At 60.6% G+C, this 20,751-nt stretch carries 20 protein-coding genes and 1 other RNA gene; 13 read left to right on the top strand and 8 right to left on the bottom strand.

Annotated elements, in window-relative coordinates; all coding sequences use genetic code 11:
- Window positions 1-144 precede the first annotated feature (144 nt).
- Window positions 145-300 carry a hypothetical protein gene (locus tag AB4P97_RS22300; protein WP_164488117.1) on the top strand — a complete coding sequence of 52 codons (156 nt, stop codon included), beginning with the start codon at window positions 145-147 and terminating at the stop codon, window positions 298-300.
- A gap of 33 nt (window positions 301-333) precedes the next feature.
- Here AB4P97_RS22300 and AB4P97_RS22295 read toward each other — a convergent pair whose 3' ends face one another.
- From AB4P97_RS22295 to AB4P97_RS22280, 4 genes are all read right to left on the bottom strand, one after another.
- Window positions 334-939, bottom strand: a complete 606-nt coding sequence (locus AB4P97_RS22295; protein WP_042561665.1) for a 5-formyltetrahydrofolate cyclo-ligase — start codon at window positions 937-939, stop codon at window positions 334-336.
- Window positions 940-1,018: 79 nt separating this feature from the next.
- Window positions 1,019-1,197: non-coding RNA, 6S RNA (ssrS, locus tag AB4P97_RS22290), on the bottom strand.
- 30 nt (window positions 1,198-1,227) lie between these two features.
- Window positions 1,228-1,545: a cell division protein ZapA gene (locus AB4P97_RS22285; RefSeq protein WP_007967943.1), complete on the bottom strand. Its 318-nt coding sequence runs from the start codon at window positions 1,543-1,545 to the stop codon at window positions 1,228-1,230.
- Window positions 1,542-1,751, bottom strand: a complete 210-nt coding sequence (locus AB4P97_RS22280; RefSeq protein ID WP_016985919.1) for a TIGR02449 family protein — start codon at window positions 1,749-1,751, stop codon at window positions 1,542-1,544. Before AB4P97_RS22280 ends, AB4P97_RS22285 begins: the two co-directional genes overlap by 4 nt.
- A gap of 118 nt (window positions 1,752-1,869) precedes the next feature.
- On the opposite strand from AB4P97_RS22280, the gene AB4P97_RS22275 reads away from it, so the two are divergent.
- The 10 genes from AB4P97_RS22275 (at window position 1,870) to gcvP (ending at window position 14,513) form a co-directional block, all read left to right on the top strand.
- Window positions 1,870-2,430 carry a YecA family protein gene (locus AB4P97_RS22275; protein WP_042561664.1) on the top strand — a complete coding sequence of 187 codons (561 nt, stop codon included), beginning with the start codon at window positions 1,870-1,872 and terminating at the stop codon, window positions 2,428-2,430.
- A 27-nt stretch (window positions 2,431-2,457) separates the two neighbouring features.
- Window positions 2,458-3,792: a Xaa-Pro aminopeptidase gene (gene pepP / locus AB4P97_RS22270; RefSeq protein ID WP_042561663.1), complete on the top strand. Its 1,335-nt coding sequence runs from the start codon at window positions 2,458-2,460 to the stop codon at window positions 3,790-3,792.
- The gene (ubiH, locus tag AB4P97_RS22265) at window positions 3,789-4,976 is read left to right on the top strand and encodes a 2-octaprenyl-6-methoxyphenyl hydroxylase (protein WP_042561662.1); all 1,188 of its coding nucleotides are present in this window, start codon (window positions 3,789-3,791) and stop codon (window positions 4,974-4,976) included. Before pepP ends, ubiH begins: the two co-directional genes overlap by 4 nt.
- Window positions 4,969-5,454: a DUF4442 domain-containing protein gene (locus tag AB4P97_RS22260; protein WP_042561661.1), complete on the top strand. Its 486-nt coding sequence runs from the start codon at window positions 4,969-4,971 to the stop codon at window positions 5,452-5,454. Before ubiH ends, AB4P97_RS22260 begins: the two co-directional genes overlap by 8 nt.
- A gap of 9 nt (window positions 5,455-5,463) precedes the next feature.
- Window positions 5,464-6,681 (top strand): 2-octaprenyl-3-methyl-6-methoxy-1,4-benzoquinol hydroxylase, encoded by a 1,218-nt coding sequence (locus tag AB4P97_RS22255; RefSeq protein WP_181818472.1) that lies wholly within the window; start codon window positions 5,464-5,466, stop codon window positions 6,679-6,681.
- Between the two features lie 268 nt (window positions 6,682-6,949).
- On the top strand, window positions 6,950-7,954 hold the full coding sequence (locus AB4P97_RS22250) for an extracellular solute-binding protein (protein WP_042561659.1): 1,005 nt from the start codon (window positions 6,950-6,952) through the stop codon (window positions 7,952-7,954).
- A 144-nt stretch (window positions 7,955-8,098) separates the two neighbouring features.
- A complete protein-coding gene (locus tag AB4P97_RS22245) occupies window positions 8,099-9,715 on the top strand; it encodes an ABC transporter permease (RefSeq protein WP_395601629.1) in 1,617 nt (538 codons plus the stop codon).
- A 155-nt stretch (window positions 9,716-9,870) separates the two neighbouring features.
- Entirely contained in the window at window positions 9,871-10,953 is a 1,083-nt protein-coding gene (gene gcvT / locus AB4P97_RS22240; RefSeq protein ID WP_042561657.1) for a glycine cleavage system aminomethyltransferase GcvT, read from the top strand.
- A 48-nt stretch (window positions 10,954-11,001) separates the two neighbouring features.
- Window positions 11,002-11,385, top strand: coding sequence for a glycine cleavage system protein GcvH (gene gcvH, locus AB4P97_RS22235; RefSeq protein ID WP_047304068.1), 384 nt, complete (start codon window positions 11,002-11,004; stop codon window positions 11,383-11,385).
- A 254-nt stretch (window positions 11,386-11,639) separates the two neighbouring features.
- Window positions 11,640-14,513, top strand: coding sequence for an aminomethyl-transferring glycine dehydrogenase (gene gcvP, locus AB4P97_RS22230; RefSeq protein WP_395601628.1), 2,874 nt, complete (start codon window positions 11,640-11,642; stop codon window positions 14,511-14,513).
- A gap of 188 nt (window positions 14,514-14,701) precedes the next feature.
- Here the strand turns inward: gcvP and AB4P97_RS22225 are convergent, their stop codons facing one another.
- From AB4P97_RS22225 to AB4P97_RS22215, 3 genes are all read right to left on the bottom strand, one after another.
- On the bottom strand, window positions 14,702-15,019 hold the full coding sequence (locus AB4P97_RS22225; protein WP_042561654.1) for a DUF2388 domain-containing protein: 318 nt from the start codon (window positions 15,017-15,019) through the stop codon (window positions 14,702-14,704).
- Window positions 15,020-15,089: 70 nt separating this feature from the next.
- Window positions 15,090-16,874, bottom strand: a complete 1,785-nt coding sequence (locus AB4P97_RS22220) for a GspE/PulE family protein (RefSeq protein ID WP_042561653.1) — start codon at window positions 16,872-16,874, stop codon at window positions 15,090-15,092.
- A 92-nt stretch (window positions 16,875-16,966) separates the two neighbouring features.
- Entirely contained in the window at window positions 16,967-17,305 is a 339-nt protein-coding gene (locus AB4P97_RS22215) for a hypothetical protein (RefSeq protein WP_395597917.1), read from the bottom strand.
- Window positions 17,306-17,431: 126 nt separating this feature from the next.
- On the opposite strand from AB4P97_RS22215, the gene AB4P97_RS22210 reads away from it, so the two are divergent.
- Window positions 17,432-17,896: an Lrp/AsnC family transcriptional regulator gene (locus tag AB4P97_RS22210; protein WP_016983809.1), complete on the top strand. Its 465-nt coding sequence runs from the start codon at window positions 17,432-17,434 to the stop codon at window positions 17,894-17,896.
- A 115-nt stretch (window positions 17,897-18,011) separates the two neighbouring features.
- Here the strand turns inward: AB4P97_RS22210 and AB4P97_RS22205 are convergent, their stop codons facing one another.
- A complete protein-coding gene (locus AB4P97_RS22205; protein ID WP_150604752.1) occupies window positions 18,012-19,382 on the bottom strand; it encodes an inorganic triphosphatase in 1,371 nt (456 codons plus the stop codon).
- Window positions 19,383-19,537: 155 nt separating this feature from the next.
- Between AB4P97_RS22205 and argE the strand changes: the two genes are divergently transcribed.
- On the top strand, window positions 19,538-20,692 hold the full coding sequence (argE, locus tag AB4P97_RS22200; RefSeq protein WP_042561650.1) for an acetylornithine deacetylase: 1,155 nt from the start codon (window positions 19,538-19,540) through the stop codon (window positions 20,690-20,692).
- The last annotated feature ends 59 nt before the right edge of the window (window positions 20,693-20,751 follow it).

The following is a 20,751-nucleotide window of genomic DNA, read 5'->3' as shown; positions in this document are numbered from 1 at the left end:
AACCGACAGTCGGTTGACGTCAGCGTTTGCGCACAGGTTCTCGTTGTCGCAAAATGCCGGCCTTTAAAGCTTGACGCTGCTGCACGGCCTACGAATGGAAACCGCTGCTGTCATCGTGATGATGTGCCTTGAGGGGGGCAATCGATGAAACGCAAACCGGATTTGCTTTGGGTTTTGGTTATTTTGTTTGGTTTGGGCGTTGTGACCACCGGTTACGCGCAAAGCCTGTGGGCCAACAAGGCCGACGCACCGATTGAAATCGCGCAACAGGTTCAACAGTCGACAGCCTTCAAGCGCTGAAACTGCCTCCTCGACGCCGCTGATCTGCGGCGTTCAGTCTACGAAATACCACGCCTTATCAGTGACCGTGCCTTGCAACGGTACATCCCAACTCGCCTGCGCCAGCCGTTCGACCTTCTGACATTCATGGGCCAGACCCAATAATGTCGGCTTGCGCCAGTTCTTGCGCCGCGCCAGATACGCCAGGCTGCGATCATAGAAGCCGCCGCCCATCCCCAGACGTCCGCCGACGTCGTCAAATCCCACCAGTGGCAACAACACCAGATCCAGTGTCCAGATCTTGCGCTGGCGAGCCAGATTGGCGCGCGGCTCAAGAATGCGGAAACGGTTGGGTTTGAGTTTTTCGCCGGGCCGGATGCGCTGGAACACCATTTTGGTTCGCGGCCAGGCGCTGAGCACCGGCAGGTACGTGGCCTTGCCCCGGCGCTGTGCTTCACGCAGCAGCAGACGCGGATCGATTTCACCGTCGGTGGGCAGGTACAGGGAGATGTGTTTTGCCCGGCGAAAGTGCGGGTCTTGCGCCAATTGCCGGAACAAGCCTTTGGCAGCCTGGCGTTGTTCAGCAGCAGTCAGTGCGCGGCGCGCCTTGCGCAGCAGGCGGCGGAGTTGCGGGCGGGGCAGCAGCGCGAGTTCGGTCATGGTTCGGCTTCGGCAGGTTGGACGAAAACGTACGCATAAAAAATCCGATGTCGGCATTCACCGACATCGGATTCGAATCAGGCTCCCCGGATGAACCGCTGTCAACTTAGCCCTTGAACCCGAAAGTTCAAGGTGGAAGATGCAGTAGACTTTAAGGCTTTCCGTCTGGCGGACATGCACACCAGCCCAACGTGCAACTTCCAGGGTAGTGCGAATCGGCTCAGGGACATCGTCAACTGGCAAGCACCCCAGGGAGTGCCGCGAGTATACCTCAAGCGGACGGGCGAATCAGCCCTTGCTGATGTCCGGATCGTCGGCCAGGACCAGATCGACACGATCGAGCAAGTCACGCACCTGCTCACGGGTCGAGCCGCTGGCTTGAATGTCCGGACGCTCTTCTTTGTGCAAGAGATCGTGGGTGATGTTCAGTGCGGCCATCACAGCAATGCGGTCGGCACCGATGACTTTGCCGCTGCTGCGGATCTCGCGCATCTTGCCGTCCAGGTAGCGTGCGGCGCTCACCAGATTGCTGCGCTCTTCCTGCGGGCAAATGATCGAATATTCTTTATCGAGGATCTGCACGGTAACGCTATTGCTTGAACTCATGAGTCTTGCTCCAGGGCCTTGAGGCGCGAAATCATCGATTCGACCTTACGCCGGGCGATTTCGTTTTTTTCAATGAGGTGCGCGCGTTCCTCGCGCCAGGTCTTTTCCTGAGCTAGTAAGAGTGCGTTTTGACTCTTTAGTTGCTCGACTCGGCCAATCAGCAGTTCGAGTCTGGCCATCAGCGCTTGCAGGTCGTTGTCTTCCATTGGATTCACTGTCTGATGGGTTAGCTGGCGGACAGCCTTTAATAGTCTTGGCGAGTCTGTCGATGTAGGATACAAGGCCTCCATTCTAGACATAGCGCCGTCTGGCGCCTAGCTGCCCATGACCATTGCGAATTCCCCGTACCAAGCCTTTGCCACCCTGCTGACCTCCAGCGGCCATAACGTCTCGCCTGCCGAACTGCACGGCTTGCTGCTCGGGCGCAGTTGCGCCGGTGCCGGCTTCAACGCCGACGAGTGGCTGATCGATGCCGCCGAGCTGCTCGAAAGCGAGCCCCAGGACAACATCCGCAACGCCCTGATCGGTCTGCAAGAGATGGTCAAGGGTGAGCTGACCGGCGACGACGTCACTGTCGTCCTGCTGCTGCCGACCGATGACGCGCCACTGGCTGAGCGTGCCGCCGCACTGGGCGAATGGTGCCAGGGCTTCCTCAGCGGTTTCGGCCTGAACTGCCGCGACAGCAGCATGCTCAGCACTGAAGCCACCGAAGTGTTGCAGGATCTGGCCGCCATTTCCCAGGTGCAAGATGCCCTGGAAGAATCCGAAGACGGCGAGACCGACTACATGGAAGTCATGGAGTACCTGCGCGTCGCGCCGCTGCTGCTGTTCACGGAAACCAAAAAAGCCGACGTGCCGCCAGCCGCCAAGCCGTCGCTGCATTAATCGCGAGCCAGGGAAAGCCATCTGCCCATGACCCATATCCCGAAAGCGGAATACAGCCGTCGCCGCAAGGCCCTGATGGCGCAGATGGAACCCAACAGCATCGCAATTCTGCCCGCCGCCGCGGTGGCCATCCGCAACCGCGACGTCGAGCACGTCTACCGCCAGGACAGCGACTTTCAGTACCTCAGCGGTTTTCCCGAGCCGCAAGCCGTCATCGTCCTGATGCCCGGCCGCGAGCATGGCGAATATGTTTTGTTTTGCCGTGAACGCAACGCCGAACGCGAAATGTGGGACGGCTTGCGCGCCGGCCAGGAAGGCGCGATACGCGACTTCGGCGCCGACGACGCCTTCCCCATTACCGACATCGACGACATTCTCCCGGGCCTGATCGAAGGTCGCGACCGGGTGTATTCGGCGATGGGCAGTAACCCCGAATTTGACCGACACCTGATGGACTGGATCAACGTGATCCGCTCTAAAGCGCACCTCGGCGCCCAGCCCCCGAACGAATTCGTTGCCTTGGATCACCTGCTGCACGACATGCGCCTGTATAAATCGGCGGCAGAAGTGAAGGTGATGCGCGAAGCCGCACGGATCTCGGCCCAGGCCCACATCCGCGCGATGCAGGCCAGCCGCGCCGGGCTCTACGAGTACAGCCTCGAAGCCGAGCTCGATTACGAATTCCGCAAGGGCGGGGCGAAGATGCCGGCCTACGGTTCGATCGTTGCCGCCGGGCGCAATAGCTGCATCCTGCATTATCAGCAAAATGACGCGCTGCTCAGGGACGGAGATATGGTGCTGATCGACGCCGGTTGCGAAATCGACTGCTACGCCAGCGACATCACCCGCACCTGGCCGGTCAACGGCAAGTTTTCGCCCGAGCAGAAAGCGATCTACGAATTGGTACTCGCCTCGCAGGAAGCCGCGTTCGCTGAAATTGCCCCGAACAAGCACTGGAATCAGGCGCACGAAGCCACGGTTCGAGTCATCACCGCAGGTTTGGTGAAGCTGGGCCTGTTGCAGGGCGATGTCGACGAATTGATCGCGACTGAGGCTTATAAAGCGTTTTACATGCACCGCGCCGGCCACTGGCTGGGGATGGATGTACACGACGTCGGCGAGTATAAGGTCGGCGGCGAATGGCGCGTGCTGGAAGTCGGCATGGCGCTCACCGTGGAGCCGGGTATCTACATCGCCCCGGACAATCAGAACGTAGCGAAAAAATGGCGCGGCATTGGCGTGCGCATCGAGGATGACGTGGTAGTGACCAAGACCGGCTGTGAAATCCTCACCAACGGCGTACCGAAAACCGTCGCCGACATCGAAGCGCTGATGGCGCAAGCACGGACACACGCGGCATGAGTCGAGTCAATCTGGCAATCATCGGTGGCGGCCTGGTCGGCGCCAGTCTGGCATTGGCGCTGCAGGCCGGGGCCAAGGCGCGCGGCTGGAAAATCGTGCTGATCGAACCGTTCGCGCCTGGCGACAGTTGGCAGCCGAGCTACGATGCACGTTCCTCGGCGCTGTCCTTCGGCGCACGACAAATTTATCAACGGCTGGGCGTGTGGCAGGAAATCTCCCGTCGCGCCGAGCCGATCAAACAGATCCATGTGTCCGATCGTGGCCGCTTCTCCACCGCGCGGTTGTCGGCGATGGAAGAAGGTGTGCCGGCGCTCGGTTACGTGGTGGAAAACGCCTGGCTCGGCCAATGCCTGTGGCACCACGTCGACAAGGATGTGATCAGCTGGCGTTGCCCGGCGGAAGTCACGCGCATGGAGCCGTTGTCCGACGGCTATCGCCTGACCCTTAATGATGAAACCACCATTGAGTGCGACCTCGCGGTGCTGGCCGATGGCGGGCGCTCCGGATTACGCGAGCAGTTGGGCATCAACGTGCGCAAGCGTCCGTATAACCAGAGTGCGCTGATCGCCAACATCACCCCGAGCGAAGCGCACAACGGCATGGCGTTCGAGCGTTTCACCGACGAGGGCCCGATGGCGTTGCTGCCGCTGCCGGATAACCGTTGCGCATTGGTCTGGACTCGTCTGGGCATGGATGCGCAACGCTTGGCCGATTTGAGCGAGCGCGATTTCCTCAGCGAATTGCAGGGCGTGTTCGGTTACCGTCTCGGCACGCTGAAACAGGTGGGGGCGCGGCATTTGTATCCGCTGTCGCTGGTCGAAGCCGAAGAGCAGGTGCGCTCGCATCTGGCCGTACTTGGCAACGCCGCGCACAGTTTGCATCCGATTGCAGGGCAGGGTTTCAACCTGTCCCTGCGTGATGCCGATGCTCTCGCCGCGGCGTTGCTCGCCAGCGACAAACCGCTGGGCGACTTCGCCACGTTGCAGGCTTATCGCGAGCGTCAGCGTCTCGATCAGGACCTCACGGTGGGGTTCTCCGATCAGGTTACGCGGCTGTTCGGCAGCACCCAGCCGTTGGTATCGCTGGGGCGCAACATCGGTTTGCTCGGTCTCGACCTGTTACCCCCCGCCAAGCGCTGGTTCGCCCGCCAGGCCATGGGTTTGGGAACTCGTCCGGATGCTTAAGTGGTTGAGCAACAAGTTCGGCAAGGCGCGGTTGATGCGTTGGGTGATGACCTTTTACCCGCCGTATCTCGGCGCCGGTGTTCGGGTACGGCACATCAGCGACGACTTTCGCGACATTCAGGTGTCGATGGGGTTGGGCTGGTACAACCGCAACTACGTCGGCACGCAGTTTGGCGGCAGTCTGTATTCGATGGTCGATCCTTTTTTCATGTTGATGCTGATGGAAAACCTCGGGTCGCGGTACATCGTCTGGGACAAGGCCGCCGACATCGATTTCATTGCGCCGGGCAAAGGCCCGGTGTTCGCCCGGTTTACCATCGACGACACCTTGCTGGATGAGGTCCGTCGGCAGACCGCCACTGGCGAAAAGTACCTGCCGCAGTTGCAGGTCGATATTCATGACGGCGCCGGCAACCTTGTCGCGCGGGTCGGTAAAACCCTTTACGTGCGGCTCAAGCCGCAAGCGAGACAGGCTTAAAGCATGGAAATGCGCGCAGATCTGCTGATTGTCGGAGCCGGAATGGTCGGCAGCGCCCTGGCGCTGGCGTTGCAGGACAGTGGCCTGGAAGTTTTGCTGCTCGACGGCAGCCCGCTGAGCGTCAAACCGTTCGATGCCCAGGCGCCATTCGAACCGCGGGTGAGTGCGTTGTCGGCGGCCAGCCAGCGGATTCTCGAACGCCTTGGCGTGTGGGAAGGCATCGCCAGTCGACGCAGCAGTCCGTACACCGACATGCATGTCTGGGACGGCAGCGGCACCGGGCAGATTCACTTCTCGGCGAGCAGCGTGCATGCCGATGTACTCGGCCATATCGTCGAAAATCGTGTGGTGCAGGATGCTTTGCTCGATCGTTTGCACGATTGCGATCTGGGCATGCTGGCCAACGCACGGCTGGAACAGATGCGCCGCTCCGGCGATGACTGGTTGCTGACCCTGGCCGATGGTCGGCAGTTGCGCGCTCCGCTGGTGATCGCGGCGGATGGCGCCAACTCAGCGGTGCGCCGTCTGACCGGTGTCGCGACCCGCGAGTGGGATTACCTGCATCACGCCATCGTCACCAGCGTGCGCAGCAGCAAGCCGCATCAGATGACGGCGTGGCAACGCTTCACCGATCACGGGCCGCTGGCGTTTCTGCCGCTGGAACGCGAGGGTCAGCAGGACTGGTGCTCGATCGTCTGGTCGACCACGCCGAGCGAAGCCGAGCGTTTGATGGCGCTGGATGAAGCGGCATTCTGCCGAGAGCTGGAGCGGGCGTTTGAAGGTCGCCTGGGCGACGTCGTCAGTGCCGATCCACGGCTGTGCGTGCCACTGCGTCAGCGCCACGCCAAGCGCTATGTGGCTGAAGGCCTGGCGCTGATCGGCGATGCCGCGCACACCATTCACCCGCTGGCGGGGCAGGGCGTGAACCTGGGTTTCCTCGATGCGGCGGTGCTGGCTGAAGTGCTGTTGCAGGCTAACGAGCGTGGTGAACGGCTGGCGGATGTGAAAGTGCTGAGCCGCTACGAGCGCCGGCGCATGCCGCATAACCTGGCGTTGATGGCGGCGATGGAAGGGTTCGAGCGCTTGTTCCAGGCCAATCCGCTGCCTGTGCGCTGGTTGCGTAATGCCGGGTTGAAGCTGGTTGAGCAGATGCCTGAGGCCAAGGCGCTGTTTGTGCGTGAAGCCCTCGGTTTGACGGGTGACCTTCCGGCACTCGCAAAACCCTGAGGCCTGCATTGAGGCTGACGGCCTCATCGCGAGCAGGCTCACTCCTACATTTGGCAATGCGTCCCTATGTAGGAGCTGCCGAAGGCTGCGATCTTTTGACCTTGATCTTAAAAAACAAAGTCAAAAGATCGCAGCCTCCGGCAGCTCCTACAGGGATTCGTTTAGCGCCGTGCAACATCTGGTAACTCCTTGCCCAAGTGATCGATTGAGAACGTAAATGTGAGTCCTTATCATTTGGCCCACATTTCCCGACCGAGAGACCACTCCCATGTTGGCACCCAAGCGTCTTCTGACCGCACTGGCCTTGACCCTGATCGGCAGCACCACTGCCCAGGCCGCCGACGAGGTGGTGGTTTACTCCTCGCGCATCGATGAACTGATCAAACCAGTGTTTGATGCCTACACCGCCAAAACCGGGGTGAAGATCAAGTTCATCACCGACAAGGAAGCGCCGCTGATGCAGCGCATCAAGGCTGAAGGCGAAAACGCCACCGCCGACCTGCTGCTGACCGTTGATGCCGGCAACCTCTGGCAGGCCGAGCAGATGGGCATCCTGCAACCGTTCACCTCGAAAACCATCGACGCCAATATCCCTCAGCAATACCGCGCCTCTAGCCACGCCTGGACGGGGTTGAGCCTGCGCGCACGGACCATCGCCTATTCCACCCAGCGAGTGAAGCCGGGCGAACTGACCACCTACGAAGCACTGGCCGACAAGAACTGGGAAGGTCGTCTGTGCCTGCGCACGGCGAAGAAGGTCTACAACCAGTCTCTCACCGCAACCATGATCGAAGTGCATGGTGCCGAGAAGACCGAGAAGATCCTCAAAGGCTGGGTCAACAACCTGTCCACCGATGTGTTCTCCGATGACGTTGCAGTGCTCGAAGCGATCAATGCCGGGCAGTGCGATGTCGGCATCGTCAATACCTACTACTACGGTCGCCTGCACAAGCAGAAGCCGGAACTGCCGGTGAAACTGTTCTGGCCGAATCAGGCGGATCGCGGTGTGCACGTCAACCTGTCGGGTATCGGCTTGACCAAACATGCACCACACCCGGAAGCCGCCAAGGCACTGGTCGAGTGGATGACCACGCCTGAGGCGCAGAAAATCTTCGCCGACGTGAACCAGGAATTCCCGGCCAACCCTGCCGTTGCACCGTCGGAAGAAGTGGCCGCATGGGGCAAGTTCATTGCCGACACCTTGCCGGTGGAAGTGGCGGGCAAGCGCCAGGCCGAGGCGATTCGCATGATGGATCGGGCGGGCTGGAACTGAGTCTGCTGATTTAGAGAGCAAAAGATCGCAGCCTTCGGCAGCTCCTACAGGGTGAGCACAATCCCACTGTAGGAGTTGCCGAAGGCTGCGATCTTTTTGCTTTTCTCCTTACACTCTACGTTTTTCCTCCACGAGAGTTCGCAAGTGGCCCACCCCGCCCAACGCCGCTGGTATCCCATCGTCTTCGCCATTGCCGCGCTGGTGCTGTTGCCCCTGAGCGTTCTGCTGCTGTCATGGCAGACCATCGATCAACAGATCTGGTCGCACCTGTGGGAAACCCAGATGCCGCGCCTGCTGGGCAACACCCTGACGCTGGTGCTCGGCGTTGGTTTCGGTGTGACGCTGCTGGGTGTGAGCCTCGCCTGGCTCACCAGCCTCTGCGAATTCCCCGGCCGCCGCTGGCTCGATTGGGCACTGATGCTGCCCTTCGCCATCCCGGCCTATGTGCTCGCTTTCGTCTTCGTCGGCTTGCTTGACTTCGCCGGGCCCGTTCAAACCCTGCTGCGTGAATGGTTCGGTTCCGGCCTGCGGCTGCCGCGTGTTCGCTCCACCGGTGGGGTGATTCTGGTGTTGGTGCTGGTCTTCTACCCCTACGTTTACCTGTTGGCACGCACGGCGTTTCTCGCTCAGGGCAAAGGCCTGATGGAAGCCGCGCGCGTGCTCGGCCAATCACCCTGGCAAGCCTTTTGGCGCGTAGCGTTGCCGATGGCGCGTCCGGCGATTGGTGCGGGCGTGGCACTGGCGTTGATGGAGACTCTGGCGGATTTCGGCGCGGTCTCGGTGTTCAACTTCGACACCTTCACCACGGCGATCTACAAGACCTGGTACGGCTTCTTCAGCCTGTCCAGTGCGGCCCAATTGGCCAGCCTGTTGTTGCTGGTGGTAATGCTGGTGCTGTACGGCGAACGTCGTGCACGCGGCGCGAACCGGGCGAGCAACGAGCGACCGCGGATCAAGGCGCTGTATCACCTGCGCGGGGTCAAAGCTGTAGCGGCGATGAGTTGGTGCGCATTGGTCTTCGCCTGCGCGTTTGTGATTCCGGTTTTGCAATTGGTCGTGTGGTTCTGGCAGCGCGGGCGTTTCGATCTCGATGAGCGCTACGCCGGGTTGATTCTTCACACCCTCTATCTGGGTGGCATGGCGGCATTGATCACTGTCAGCGTTGCGTTGCTGCTGGCGTTCGCCCGACGGTTGGCGCCGACCCGGGCGATCCGCTCCGGGGTCAGCCTGGCCAACCTCGGTTACGCCCTGCCGGGCTCGGTGTTGGCGGTGTCGATCATGCTCGCCTTCAGTTATCTGGATCGCGAACTGGTGATTCCGCTTTCGGGCTGGCTCGGTGGTGCAGGCAAACCGTTGTTGCTCGGCAGTCTGGTGGCGTTGCTGATGGCATATCTGGTGCGGTTCATTGCCGTCGCGTATGGCCCGCTGGAAAACAGTCTGGCGCGTATACGGCCATCTTTGCCGGAAGCGGCACGTAGCCTGGGTGTCAGTGGGCCGCGACTGTTTTTCAAAGTGTATCTGCCGTTGTTGTTGCCCGGCACGTTGAGCGCGGCGCTACTGGTGTTCGTCGATGTGCTCAAGGAAATGCCGGCAACCCTGCTGATGCGCCCGTTTGGCTGGGACACGCTGGCCGTACGCATCTTTGAAATGACCAGCGAAGGCGAATGGGCGAGGGCGTCGTTGCCGGCGCTGACCCTGGTTCTGGTCGGGCTATTGCCGGTCATTGGTCTGATCCGTCGCTCGGCGCACCGAAACACTTAGTCGTCAGTCCTGAATCATGCGGCTACAATGCGCGGCATTCGGTGCGGTTCGTCTGACAGACCCGTTCGCTGGAAACAGCTCAAAGCCTTATATTTCGAGGCTTTCAGCCGTGCAGCGGCAGTCCGCACCCTCGCCACGCCCGGAAGGAGAAACCCATGGGACAGCGTACGCCTCTGTATGACCTGCATCTCGCCCTCGGCGCGAAGATGGTCGATTTTGGCGGTTGGGACATGCCACTGCATTACGGCTCGCAGGTCGAGGAGCACCACGAAGTGCGCCGCGATTGCGGGGTGTTCGATGTGTCCCACATGACCGTAATCGATGTTAACGGCGCCCAGGCCAAGGCCTGGCTCCAGCATTTGCTGGCCAATGACGTCGAACGCCTGCACCGCCCCGGCCGTGCGTTGTACAGCACCATGCTCAACGAGCGTGGCGGCATCGTCGATGACATGATCGTCTACCGCCTCGAAGACGGTTATCGTCTGGTGTTCAACGCCTCGACCCGTGATCAGGACCTGGCCTGGATGCAGGCGCAACTCGGCAGTTTCACCGTGCAACTGCACGAGCGCTCGGAGCTGGCGATGCTGGCCATTCAAGGCCCGCATGCCCGGCACAAGATTGCCGAACTGGTCACCCAGTCGCGTGCCACGCTGATCCAGCACCTCAAACCCTTCGAAGGCGAGACCGACGGCGACTGGTTCATTGCCCGCACCGGTTACACCGGTGAAGACGGTCTGGAAATCGTATTGCCGGCCAATCAGGCCCCGGCATTCTTCAACGATCTGGTGGGTGCCGGCATTTCCCCGATCGGCCTCGGTGCCCGCGACACGTTGCGTGTGGAGGCCGGCATGAACCTCTACGGTCAGGACATTCATCAAGACGTTTCGCCGCTGGCTTCCAACATGGCCTGGAGCATCGCCTGGGAACCGGCCTCGCGTCAGTTCATCGGCCGTGCTGCGCTGGAGGCGGAAAAAGCCGCTGGCGTTGCACACAAACTGGTCGGTCTGGTGCTTGAGGAACGCGGTGTTTTGCGTGCCCACCAGGTCGTTCGTATCGCCGATGTTGGCGAAGGGGAGATCACCAGTGGTAGTTTCTCTCCTACGCTAAGCAAATCGATTGCCCTGGCGCGTGTTCCGATGGCGACTGCCGACCGCGCCGAAGTGGAAATCCGTGGCAAGTGGTACCCGGTGCGAGTGGTCAAACCGACCTTCGTACGCCATGGCAAAACTTTGATCTAACCTTTTCCGGCGGGCACCACCGCTGACAATTTCTTGAGGACACTGAAGATGAGCGATATTCCTGCCGACCTGCGTTTTGCCGAAAGTCACGAATGGGCACGTCTGGAAGCCGACGGCACCGTCACTGTGGGCATCAGCGATCACGCGCAGGAAGCGCTGGGTGATGTGGTGTTCGTCGAGCTGACCGAAGTCGGCAAAGTATTTGCGGCTGGCGATCAGTCCGGTGTGGTCGAATCGGTGAAAGCCGCTTCCGACATCTACGCCCCGGTCAGCGGCGAAGTGATCGCGATCAACGAAGAGCTGAGCGGTTCGCCTGAGCTGCTGAACTCCGACCCATACGGTGCGTGGATCTTCAAGCTCAAGCCAAGCGACAAGGCTGAGCTGGACAAGCTGCACGACGCGGCTGCCTATAAGGCTGCCATCGGCGAGTAAGCTGAGCGCTGCACCCCAAAGCCCCGACTTGTCGGGGCTTTTTCATGGGCGATGATTTTTCCCTGTGGGAGCGAGCCTGCTCGCGAAAGCGGTCTGTCAGACACATTTGAATTGAATGACACACCGCATTCGCGAGCAGGCTCGCTCCCACAAGGGGAAAGGGGTTGCTCTGAAAATTGGCGGCGACATGGACTGCTATGCTGGTTTGACCGTATTTGCCTTGACGCCGAGCGCCAGCCAAGAGAGAGCCCGTCATGTCCCAGTTGCCGTCCCTGAGCCAGTTACGCGATCCCGAGGCCTTCCTGCGCCGCCATCTCGGTCCCGACGCCGCCGAGCAGCAGGCCATGCTCGACAGCCTCGGCCTCGGCAGCCGAGGTGAACTGATCGAGCAGACCGTGCCCCCGGGCATTCGCTTTAATCGCGCACTGGATCTGCCGCCAGCGCTGGATGAGCAAGCGGCGCTGGCCAGGCTGCGTGGCTACGCCGAGCAGAATCAGGTCTGGACCAGCCTGATCGGCATGGGCTACCACGGCACGCTCACGCCGACCGTCATCTTGCGCAATGTGCTGGAAAATCCCGGTTGGTACACCGCTTACACGCCGTATCAACCGGAGATTGCCCAGGGTCGGCTCGAAGCGCTGCTGAATTTTCAGCAACTGACCATCGACCTCACCGGCCTGGAACTGGCCAACGCCTCATTGCTCGATGAGGCTACTGCGGCGGCGGAAGCCATGGCACTGGCCAAACGTGTCGCCAAGTCGAAGAGCAATCTGTTTTTTGTCGACGAGAACTGTCATCCACAAACCATTTCCGTCGTGCAGACCCGGGCCGAAGGTTTCGGTTTCGAGTTGATCATCGGCGCTGTGGATAACTTGAAGCAGCACCACGTATTTGGAGCACTGCTGCAATACCCCGACACCCACGGCGAGATCCGCGATCTGCGGCCGCTCATCGATCACTTGCATGCCCAGCAGGCGCTGGCCTGTGTCGCCACTGATTTGCTCAGTTTGTTGTTGCTGACGCCGCCGGGTGAGTTGGGCGCCGATGTGGTGTTCGGTTCGTCTCAACGCTTTGGCGTGCCGATGGGCTATGGCGGGCCGCACGCCGCTTTTTTCGCCAGTCGCGAGGAATACAAACGGGCGATTCCCGGGCGGATCATCGGTGTGTCGAAAGACGCCCGCGGCAACGTCGCGTTGCGCATGGCCCTGCAAACCCGCGAGCAACATATCCGCCGCGAGAAAGCCAATTCGAACATCTGCACGGCGCAGGTGCTGTTGGCCAACATCGCCAGTTTCTACGCGGTCTATCACGGGCCGGAAGGCTTGAAGCGGATCGCGCAGCGGGTGCATCGGCTGACCTGCATTCTGGCGGCAGGTCTTGAGCGCCACGGTATCAACCGGGTCAACGCACAGTTTTTCGACACGCTGACACTGGACGTCGGCGGCGCGCAAACCGCGATTATCGAAAGCGCCAAGGCTGCGCAAATCAACCTGAGGATTCTCGGCCGTGGCCGGGTCGGTCTGAGCCTCGACGAAACGTGTGACGAGCACACCGTGGCAAAGCTGTTCGATGTGCTGCTTGGCGCCGATCATGGGCTGATCGTCGACGATCTTGACGCTGAGGCGCTGATTTCCGGCATTCCAGACAATCTTCAGCGCAGCACACCTTATCTGCGTCATCCGGTGTTCAACGCCCATCACAGCGAAACCGAGATGCTGCGTTATCTCAAGCAACTGGAGAGCAAGGATCTGGCGCTGAACCAGTCGATGATCCCGTTGGGCTCCTGCACCATGAAACTCAACGCCACCAGCGAGATGATCCCGATCACCTGGCCGCAGTTCGCCAATCTGCATCCTTTCGTGCCCAGGGAGCAGGCGGTCGGCTACACCTTGATGATCGAAGAGCTTGAGCGCTGGTTGTGCGCGATTACCGGGTTCGATGCGATTTGCATGCAGCCCAACTCCGGCGCTCAGGGCGAGTACGCCGGGCTGCTGGCGATCCGCAAATATCACGAGAGCCGCCAGCAAGGGGCACGGGATATCTGCCTGATTCCGTCGTCGGCCCACGGCACCAATCCAGCCTCGGCACAAATGGCCGGGATGCGCGTGGTGATTGTTGAGTGCGACGAGGCGGGTAACGTTGATCTGGAGGATTTGAAGGTAAAAGCCGCCGAGGCTGGGGATAAGTTGTCGTGCCTGATGGCGACCTATCCATCGACCCACGGTGTGTACGAGGAGGGCATCAGCGAGATTTGCGAGGTTATCCACAAGCATGGCGGTCAGGTGTACATGGACGGCGCCAACCTCAATGCGCAGGTCGGGCTGGCGCGACCGGCGGACATCGGCGCCGACGTGTCGCACATGAATCTGCACAAAACCTTTTGCATTCCCCATGGCGGTGGTGGGCCGGGCATGGGGCCGATCGGCATTCGTGCACATTTGGCGCCGTTCGTCGCCAACCATCCGGTGGTGCCGATCGACGGGCCGCTGGCGCAGAACGGAGCAGTCAGCGCGGCGCCGTGGGGCAGTGCAAGTATTCTGCCTATCAGCTGGATGTACATCGCCATGATGGGGCCGCAACTGGCAGACGCCAGCGAGGTGGCGATCCTCGCGGCGAACTACCTGGCGCAGCATTTATCCGGTGCGTTTCCCGTGCTCTACACCGGTCGCAATGGTCGCGTGGCCCATGAATGCATTCTCGATTTGCGACCGCTTAAAGCGCAGACCGGGATCAGCGAGGAGGATGTCGCCAAGCGCCTGATGGATTACGGCTTCCATGCGCCAACCATGTCGTTCCCGGTGCCGGGCACCTTGATGGTCGAGCCGACCGAGAGCGAATCCAAGGCTGAGCTGGACCGGTTCATCGGCGCGATGTTGAGTATTCGCGCGGAAATCACCGAGGTGCAGAACGGTAACTGGCCGGCGGAAGACAACCCGCTCAAGCGTGCGCCGCATACCTTGGCGGATGTCACCGGCGTGTGGGAGCGGCCGTACAGCATCGAGCAAGGCATCACCCCGGATGCGCACACGAAGGCACACAAGTACTGGCCGGCGGTGAATCGGGTCGACAATGTCTATGGGGACCGCAATCTGTATTGCGCTTGCGTGCCGGTCGACGATTACCGCTGATTGCCCTGTAAGCATGCCATCCCCTGTGGGAGCGAGCCTGCTCGCGAAAGCGGCGTGTCAGTCACCGCAAATGCTGGCTGAACGATTGCTTTCGCGAGCAGGCTCGCTCCCACAGGGTTACAGGATGGGGCTGAAATCCGGGCAAAAAAATGCCGCTCAAATGAGCGGCATTTTTGTCTGCGAACGACTTACTCGGAAGCCACGGCGTTCTTCGCCAGAATCGCGTTCGCCAGTTCCATGTCCGTCGCCTGCAGGCCCGGATTGTCGTTACGGACTTTCTGCATCGCAGCTTCCAGGTACGGGCCACGGATGCCGCCGTCGCTGGCAACGAAACTGCCGGCGTCGTCCTGCGCGGCGACGATCAGCTTGTGATCCTTGAAGGTCAGGTAAGTCGAGCCGGTGGTGGCGCCGGAGGAAATGACATTACGCCAGAAGCTGTCGGCCATTGCCGAACCAACAGGCAGAGACAGCAGGGCGAGGGTAGCGACAGCAAGTTTGAGACGCATGAGGGGGTGACTCCACTGGTGTTGAATGACTGGTTGGATCGTCATTTTCCCTATCCGGTTCCCTGGGCGCCTATTTCAGCTCACTTTGCGGCGTCACCCTCAGCACTTCCTCCACCGTCGTCAGCCCCGCCGCAACTTTCTGCGCGCCGGAGAGGCGCAAGCTGCGCATGCCTTCCTTGAATGCCTGGCGACGGATCGCCGTGAGGTCGGTGTCCGGGGTGATGAAGGCTTTGAGGCTGTCGCTCAGTTGCATGATTTCGTAAACCCCCGCGCGTCCGTGATAACCCGTGTCGCGACACTCCACGCAGCCGATGGCCCTTTGCGCGTTGCCCGGCAGTGGCGCCTGCCAGGGACGGGTCAAGGTTTGCCAATCCTCCTCGTCCAGAGTCAGCGGTGCCTTGCAGTGTGGGCACAGGGTCCGCACCAGCCGTTGGGCCATGACCCCGAGCACCGTGGCCTTGATCAAGTAATGCGGCACGCCCAGTTCAAGCAACCGGCTGATCGCACTCGGCGCATCGTTGGTGTGCAAGGTCGAGAGCACCAGATGCCCGGTGAGTGCCGCCTGAATCGCCATCTCGGCGGTTTCGAGGTCGCGGATCTCGCCGATCATGATGATGTCCGGGTCCTGTCGCATCAGCGCGCGCACCCCGGCGGCGAAGCTCAGGTCGATGTTGTGTTGCACCTGCATCTGGTTGAACGCCGGCTCGACCATTTCGATCGGGTCCTCGATGGTGCAAAGGTTGACCTCCGGCGTCGCCAGTTTTTTCAGGGTGGTGTAGAGGGTGGTGGTCTTGCCCGAACCTGTGGGCCCGGTGACCAGAATGATGCCGTTGGGCTGGCGGGTCATGTCCTGCCAGCGGCGCAAATCGTCGGCGGAAAACCCGAGTTGATCGAAGTCCTTGAGCAGCACATCCGGGTCGAAAATCCGCATGACCATTTTTTCGCCGAACGCGGTGGGCAGGGTCGACAGGCGCAACTCCACTTCGCCGCCGTCCGGGGTTTTGGTCTTGACCCGGCCGTCCTGGGGTTTGCGCTTTTCGGCGACGTTCATGCGCCCGAGGCTTTTCAGGCGACTGACAATCGCCATGGTTACCTGCGGCGGAAATTGATAGACGTTGTGCAACACACCGTCGATGCGAAACCGCACCGTGCCTTGCTCGCGACGCGGTTCGATATGGATATCACTGGCGCGCTGCTGAAAGGCGTACTGAAACAGCCAGTCGACAATGTTGACGATGTGCGCGTCGTTGGCGTCCGGCTCCTGATCGCTGGCGCCGAGGTTGAGCAGTTGTTCGAAGTTGCCGAGGTTGCCGTTCTGTTGATCGGCGTTACTGGCGCCGCTGACCGATTTGGCCAGGCGAAAGAACTCGACGCTGAAACGCTGGATGTCCGCCGAGTTGGCCACCACCCGCTTGATCGGCAACTTCAAGACGTGAGTCAGATCGGCTTCCCAGCCAGTCACATAGGGCTGGGCGCTGGCTACCGTCACCGAGTCGCGATCAACCGCCACCGCGAGAATCTTGTGGCGCTGGGCGAAGGCGTAGGACATCAACGGAGTGATGGCGGCAACGTTGATCTTCAGCGGATCGATGCGCAGATAAGGCTGGCCGGCCTGTTGCGCCAGCCACAGAGTCAGGCTTTCGAGATCCAGATGCTTGCCCGGACGGCTGAGGTCGTCCAGTTGCTGGCTGGCGATAAACTCCAGCGGATGCTTTTGGCCATGCGCGGCGTGGCGACGGCGGGCATTGAGCGCCTGCTCCGCCGAATCCTGGCTGATGAAGCCTTGGGCGACCAGTTCACGCAACACATCATTGAGTTCCAGCCAGCGGTCCTGAGTGGCAAGTTGAACGGACATGCGGGCTTCCTTTTAAGCGACAGTGCGCAAAAGGATAGTCGCGGCCCCGCAGACCGTTGGGCCACTACCCGACGAAGCCGTTGCCGGATTTGTCAGCCGGCCGCTTGCGCCGGTTCAGCCCACGCCGTGTCGGTGTTCTGCAGATTCACCGAACAGACGCTGATCAGGTTACGAAGTTTTTCCGCAATCACTTGCGCGCGATGCCAGCTCAGGCCGCCCATGACGAGGTCGATCGACAACAGATCATCCATTCGCTGCACGTTCACTTGCTCAGGCGTAAGAAACTGCAACGCGAACAGGTTGAGCACGCGCACCAGCAGATCCGGTTCGGCCTCGGCGAGAATCTGATACTGCGCCAGGCAGTGGACGTTATTGACGTTCCAGACATCGGCGCGGGTCAGGGGGGTGTTGACGGCTTCAAGGTGCGGCATGGCGGGGCTCCAAAATAACTGGAGGAATTTTTACATTCGCTGCCGGGTATTTCTTATCTAAGATGAGCGCTATTGGCGTTTGATCAACTGGATCAATTCGCAGAATGTTCTGTTTGAGGTTTTTCTATGCACAGCGAGCTGGACAGCTACGACCGCAAGATTCTGGCTTTGCTGCAAGAGGACGCGTCGCTCTCGAGCGCGCAGATCGCCGAGCAGGTGGGCTTGTCGCAATCGCCGTGCTGGCGGCGGATTCAGCGGATGAAGGAGGAGGGGATCATTCGCGGCCAGGTGACCTTGCTCGATCGCAAGAAAATCGGCCTCAACACGCAGATCTTTGCCGAGATCAAACTCAACGCTCACGGGCGTTCGAACTTCACCGAATTCACCGAAGCGATTCGCGGTTTTCCGGAGGTGCTGGAGTGTTATGTGCTGATGGGCGCGGTGGATTTTCTGTTGCGAATTGTCGCGGCGGACATCGAGGCGTATGAGCGGTTCTTCTTCGAGAAGCTGTCGCTGGTGCCGGGGATACAGGAAGTGAACTCGATTGTGGCGCTGTCGGAGATCAAGTCCACAACAAGCCTGCCGGTTTGAGGTGAGGCTGTTGGCCTCATCGCTGGCAAGCCAGCTCCCACAGGTTTTGTGTTGAAACACAAATTACATTTCAACATCAAACCCTGTGGGAGCTGGCTTGCCAGCGATGGCGGTATTACATACGCAGCAGCATTTTCCACGCACGATTCTGATAAACCGCAATCGCCTGCTGCTTGCGTGCATCGAGCAGTTCGTCAGTGATCGTCGGCTCGTTGGCCAGTTGCGCCAGCTTGTTCAGCTCGCCGTACAGGCGATCCATTTCCGGGATCTCCAGTACATTGCGGGCGTGGTGCAGCCAGACCTGAATGCGCTCGATACGTGGCAGCTGTTCAGCCAGATCTTCCGGCTGCTGCTGATAGCGCTGCAATTGCAGGGCCGTGGCTTCTTCGCCGAGCAGACGCGGCAACCAGCTGTGCAGCTGCGCGCCACCCTGACGGTTGCCACGCACGTTACGATCAGCCGTCCAGCTGCGAGCCAGCAACCAGCGCGAAGCCGTCAGCGAGAACAGGCCCCAGCGTGGGTCTTCCAGCTCTTCGAGGAACTGCTCCGGCGCGGCTTTGCGCACATCTTCGTCTTCGATACCCACCTGAACCAGCGGACGCCAGTCTTCCAGCAGTGCGTCGAGAGCCACGCGCAGGTCGTGGGTCGAAGGACGCGGAGCGGCCTGGCCGAGGCTGCTGAGCAGAGCGCGCATTTCGGCGAGGTTCTCGACCCAGTCTTGCAACAAACGCCAGTGACCGTTGAAACGATACTGCTCGGCCAGACGCTGGCTGCTGCCGAGCAAATGCCAGCATAGGGCGGCGAAAGCGTCGTCCAGTTGAGTTTCAACCGTCAGTTGTGGCGCCGGAAGGCTCAGCGAGTAGCTGTTGGCGTCGTACAGACGATAGCCACGCTCTGCCTTGCTGATGTCGCACGGCATCAGGGCCAGGGTTTGCGCCAGTTCAGCGGCCAGTTCCAGCAACGCTTCAGGCTCGCCTTCGCGCAGTTCAAGTTCCAGCTCACAGATCTCTTCTTTCTGTTTGCCAACCACGACATGACCCAGATCCAGCGCCGCTTCAATGACTACTTTGCTCTTGCCGCGGCCCCAGGCGATTTCGGCGCGCTCGCGGACGAAATCGGTGGTGAAGATCGGCTTCAGGGTTTTCTTGTCCAGCTCGGCCAGCGACTCTGGCCAGCATTCGCCGTCGAGTTTCTTCACGTCGAGCTTGGCTTTGGGCAGTTTCCAGTCGTACTCGTTACGCTCGGACAGACCGGCGACACTCTGGCCGCGGGTCTTGAGGGTCTGAATCACCTCATCGCCGTCCTTGCGCAGGCGCAGGGCGACTTTGGCCTGGGCCAGATCGCGCTCCGGGGTGTCGAAGTACTGGTTCATCAACTCACGGCGTTCCCAGCCACTTTTGTTGCGTTTTTTCAGAAGAGGGTGCTCGCGCAGGGCCGCGAGGGTTTCGCGGCTGACGCGGAGTTTGATTTCGGTTTCTTTCTGCATGGCCGGAAAATCCAGGATCGGGAGCGCAGCCGGGGAATATGTGGCTGCCAAGGCCGTGCAGTGTACAGGACTGATTCGTCCTACGCCCTGCGGCGGTTTATTCCTGACGCCGGATGGTTCTATGATGGACTTCAAATCGGGAGTTGGAGTCAGCGATGCCTTTGCCATCCATGCAAGACCAGTTCGCTGCGCTGATTGCCGCGCCATCGGTCAGCTGCACCCAGCCGAGCCTCGATCAGTCCAACCGGGCGGTAATCGATTTGCTCGCGGGATGGCTGGGTGATCTGGGGTTCAGCTGTGATATCCAGCAGGTCAGCCCCGGCAAATTCAATCTGCTCGCCAGTTTCGGCAGCGGCCCTGGCGGTCTGGTGCTGGCCGGGCACAGCGACACGGTGCCGTACGACGACGCCTTATGGCAGACCGATCCGCTGAAACTCACAGAAGTCGACGGCCGCTGGGTCGGTTTGGGCAGTTGCGACATGAAGGGCTTCTTCGCCCTGATCATCGAAGCCGTGCTGCCGCTGCTCGATCAGCCGTTCAAGCAACCGCTGCTGATCCTCGCTACCTGTGATGAAGAAAGTTCGATGTCCGGCGCCCGCGCGCTGGCCGAGGCCGGGCGGCCGTTGGGGCGCGCAGCAGTGATCGGCGAGCCGACCGGGCTCAAGCCGATTCGCATGCACAAAGGCATCATGATGGAGCGCATCGACATCCTTGGGCAGAGCGGGCACTCGTCGGACCCGCGCCTGGGGCACAGCGCCCTTGAGGCCATGCATGATGCCATCGGCGAACTGCGCGGCCTGCGCCTGCTGTGGCAGCGCGAATACAACAATCCGCAATTCAGCGTGCCGCAACCGACCATGAATTTCGGCTGCATCCATGGTGGCGACAACCCCAACCGTATCTGCGGCCAGTGTTCGCTGGAGTTCGACCTGCGGCCGTTGCCGGGTATGGACCCGAAAGTCCTGCGGGCGGAGATTCTGCGCAAGCTCAACCCGGTTGCCGAGCGGCATCAGGTGAAGATCGACTACAAGCCATTGTTCCCGGAAGTGCCGTCATTTGAGCAGGACGCGGACGCCGAATTGGTGCGTATTGCCGAAAAGCTCACCGGCCACACTGCCGAAGCAGTAGCGTTCGGCACCGAAGCGCCTTATCTTCAGCGTCTTGGCTGCGAAACCATCGTACTTGGCCCCGGTGATATTGCCTGTGCGCATCAACCGGGCGAATACCTTGAAATGTCACGTTTGCAGCCTACCGTGCATCTATTGCGACAGTTGATTGAACATTACTGCCTGACCCCTGACAAACCATGATGTACCCCTGTGGGAGCGAGCCTGCTCGCGAAGCCATCGTGTCAATCAACATTGATGTA

The sequence above is a fragment of the Pseudomonas sp. A1230 genome (assembly GCF_044218825.1).
Classification (GTDB): Bacteria; Pseudomonadota; Gammaproteobacteria; order Pseudomonadales; family Pseudomonadaceae; genus Aquipseudomonas; species Aquipseudomonas iridis.
This window is presented reverse-complemented; position numbering and strand designations above follow the sequence as displayed.

Bases quoted from the DNA above. Each gene is read 5' to 3' on its own strand.
- AB4P97_RS22225 (WP_042561654.1), bottom strand. From the start codon at position 15,019: ATGCGTCTCAAACTTGCTGTCGCTACCCTCGCCCTGCTGTCTCTGCCT.
- gcvP (WP_395601628.1), top strand. From the start codon at position 11,640: ATGTCCCAGTTGCCGTCCCTGAGCCAGTTACGCGATCCCGAGGCCTTC.
- AB4P97_RS22250 (WP_042561659.1), top strand. From the start codon at position 6,950: ATGTTGGCACCCAAGCGTCTTCTGACCGCACTGGCCTTGACCCTGATC.
- AB4P97_RS22275 (WP_042561664.1), top strand. From the start codon at position 1,870: ATGACCATTGCGAATTCCCCGTACCAAGCCTTTGCCACCCTGCTGACC.
- AB4P97_RS22205 (WP_150604752.1), bottom strand. From the start codon at position 19,382: ATGCAGAAAGAAACCGAAATCAAACTCCGCGTCAGCCGCGAAACCCTC.
- AB4P97_RS22285 (WP_007967943.1), bottom strand. From the start codon at position 1,545: ATGAGTTCAAGCAATAGCGTTACCGTGCAGATCCTCGATAAAGAATAT.
- AB4P97_RS22210 (WP_016983809.1), top strand. From the start codon at position 17,432: ATGCACAGCGAGCTGGACAGCTACGACCGCAAGATTCTGGCTTTGCTG.
- gcvH (WP_047304068.1), top strand. From the start codon at position 11,002: ATGAGCGATATTCCTGCCGACCTGCGTTTTGCCGAAAGTCACGAATGG.
- argE (WP_042561650.1), top strand. From the start codon at position 19,538: ATGCCTTTGCCATCCATGCAAGACCAGTTCGCTGCGCTGATTGCCGCG.
- AB4P97_RS22215 (WP_395597917.1), bottom strand. From the start codon at position 17,305: ATGCCGCACCTTGAAGCCGTCAACACCCCCCTGACCCGCGCCGATGTC.
- gcvT (WP_042561657.1), top strand. From the start codon at position 9,871: ATGGGACAGCGTACGCCTCTGTATGACCTGCATCTCGCCCTCGGCGCG.
- AB4P97_RS22295 (WP_042561665.1), bottom strand. From the start codon at position 939: ATGACCGAACTCGCGCTGCTGCCCCGCCCGCAACTCCGCCGCCTGCTG.
- AB4P97_RS22300 (WP_164488117.1), top strand. From the start codon at position 145: ATGAAACGCAAACCGGATTTGCTTTGGGTTTTGGTTATTTTGTTTGGT.
- AB4P97_RS22260 (WP_042561661.1), top strand. From the start codon at position 4,969: ATGCTTAAGTGGTTGAGCAACAAGTTCGGCAAGGCGCGGTTGATGCGT.
- AB4P97_RS22220 (WP_042561653.1), bottom strand. From the start codon at position 16,874: ATGTCCGTTCAACTTGCCACTCAGGACCGCTGGCTGGAACTCAATGAT.
- AB4P97_RS22280 (WP_016985919.1), bottom strand. From the start codon at position 1,751: ATGGAAGACAACGACCTGCAAGCGCTGATGGCCAGACTCGAACTGCTG.
- pepP (WP_042561663.1), top strand. From the start codon at position 2,458: ATGACCCATATCCCGAAAGCGGAATACAGCCGTCGCCGCAAGGCCCTG.
- AB4P97_RS22255 (WP_181818472.1), top strand. From the start codon at position 5,464: ATGCGCGCAGATCTGCTGATTGTCGGAGCCGGAATGGTCGGCAGCGCC.
- ubiH (WP_042561662.1), top strand. From the start codon at position 3,789: ATGAGTCGAGTCAATCTGGCAATCATCGGTGGCGGCCTGGTCGGCGCC.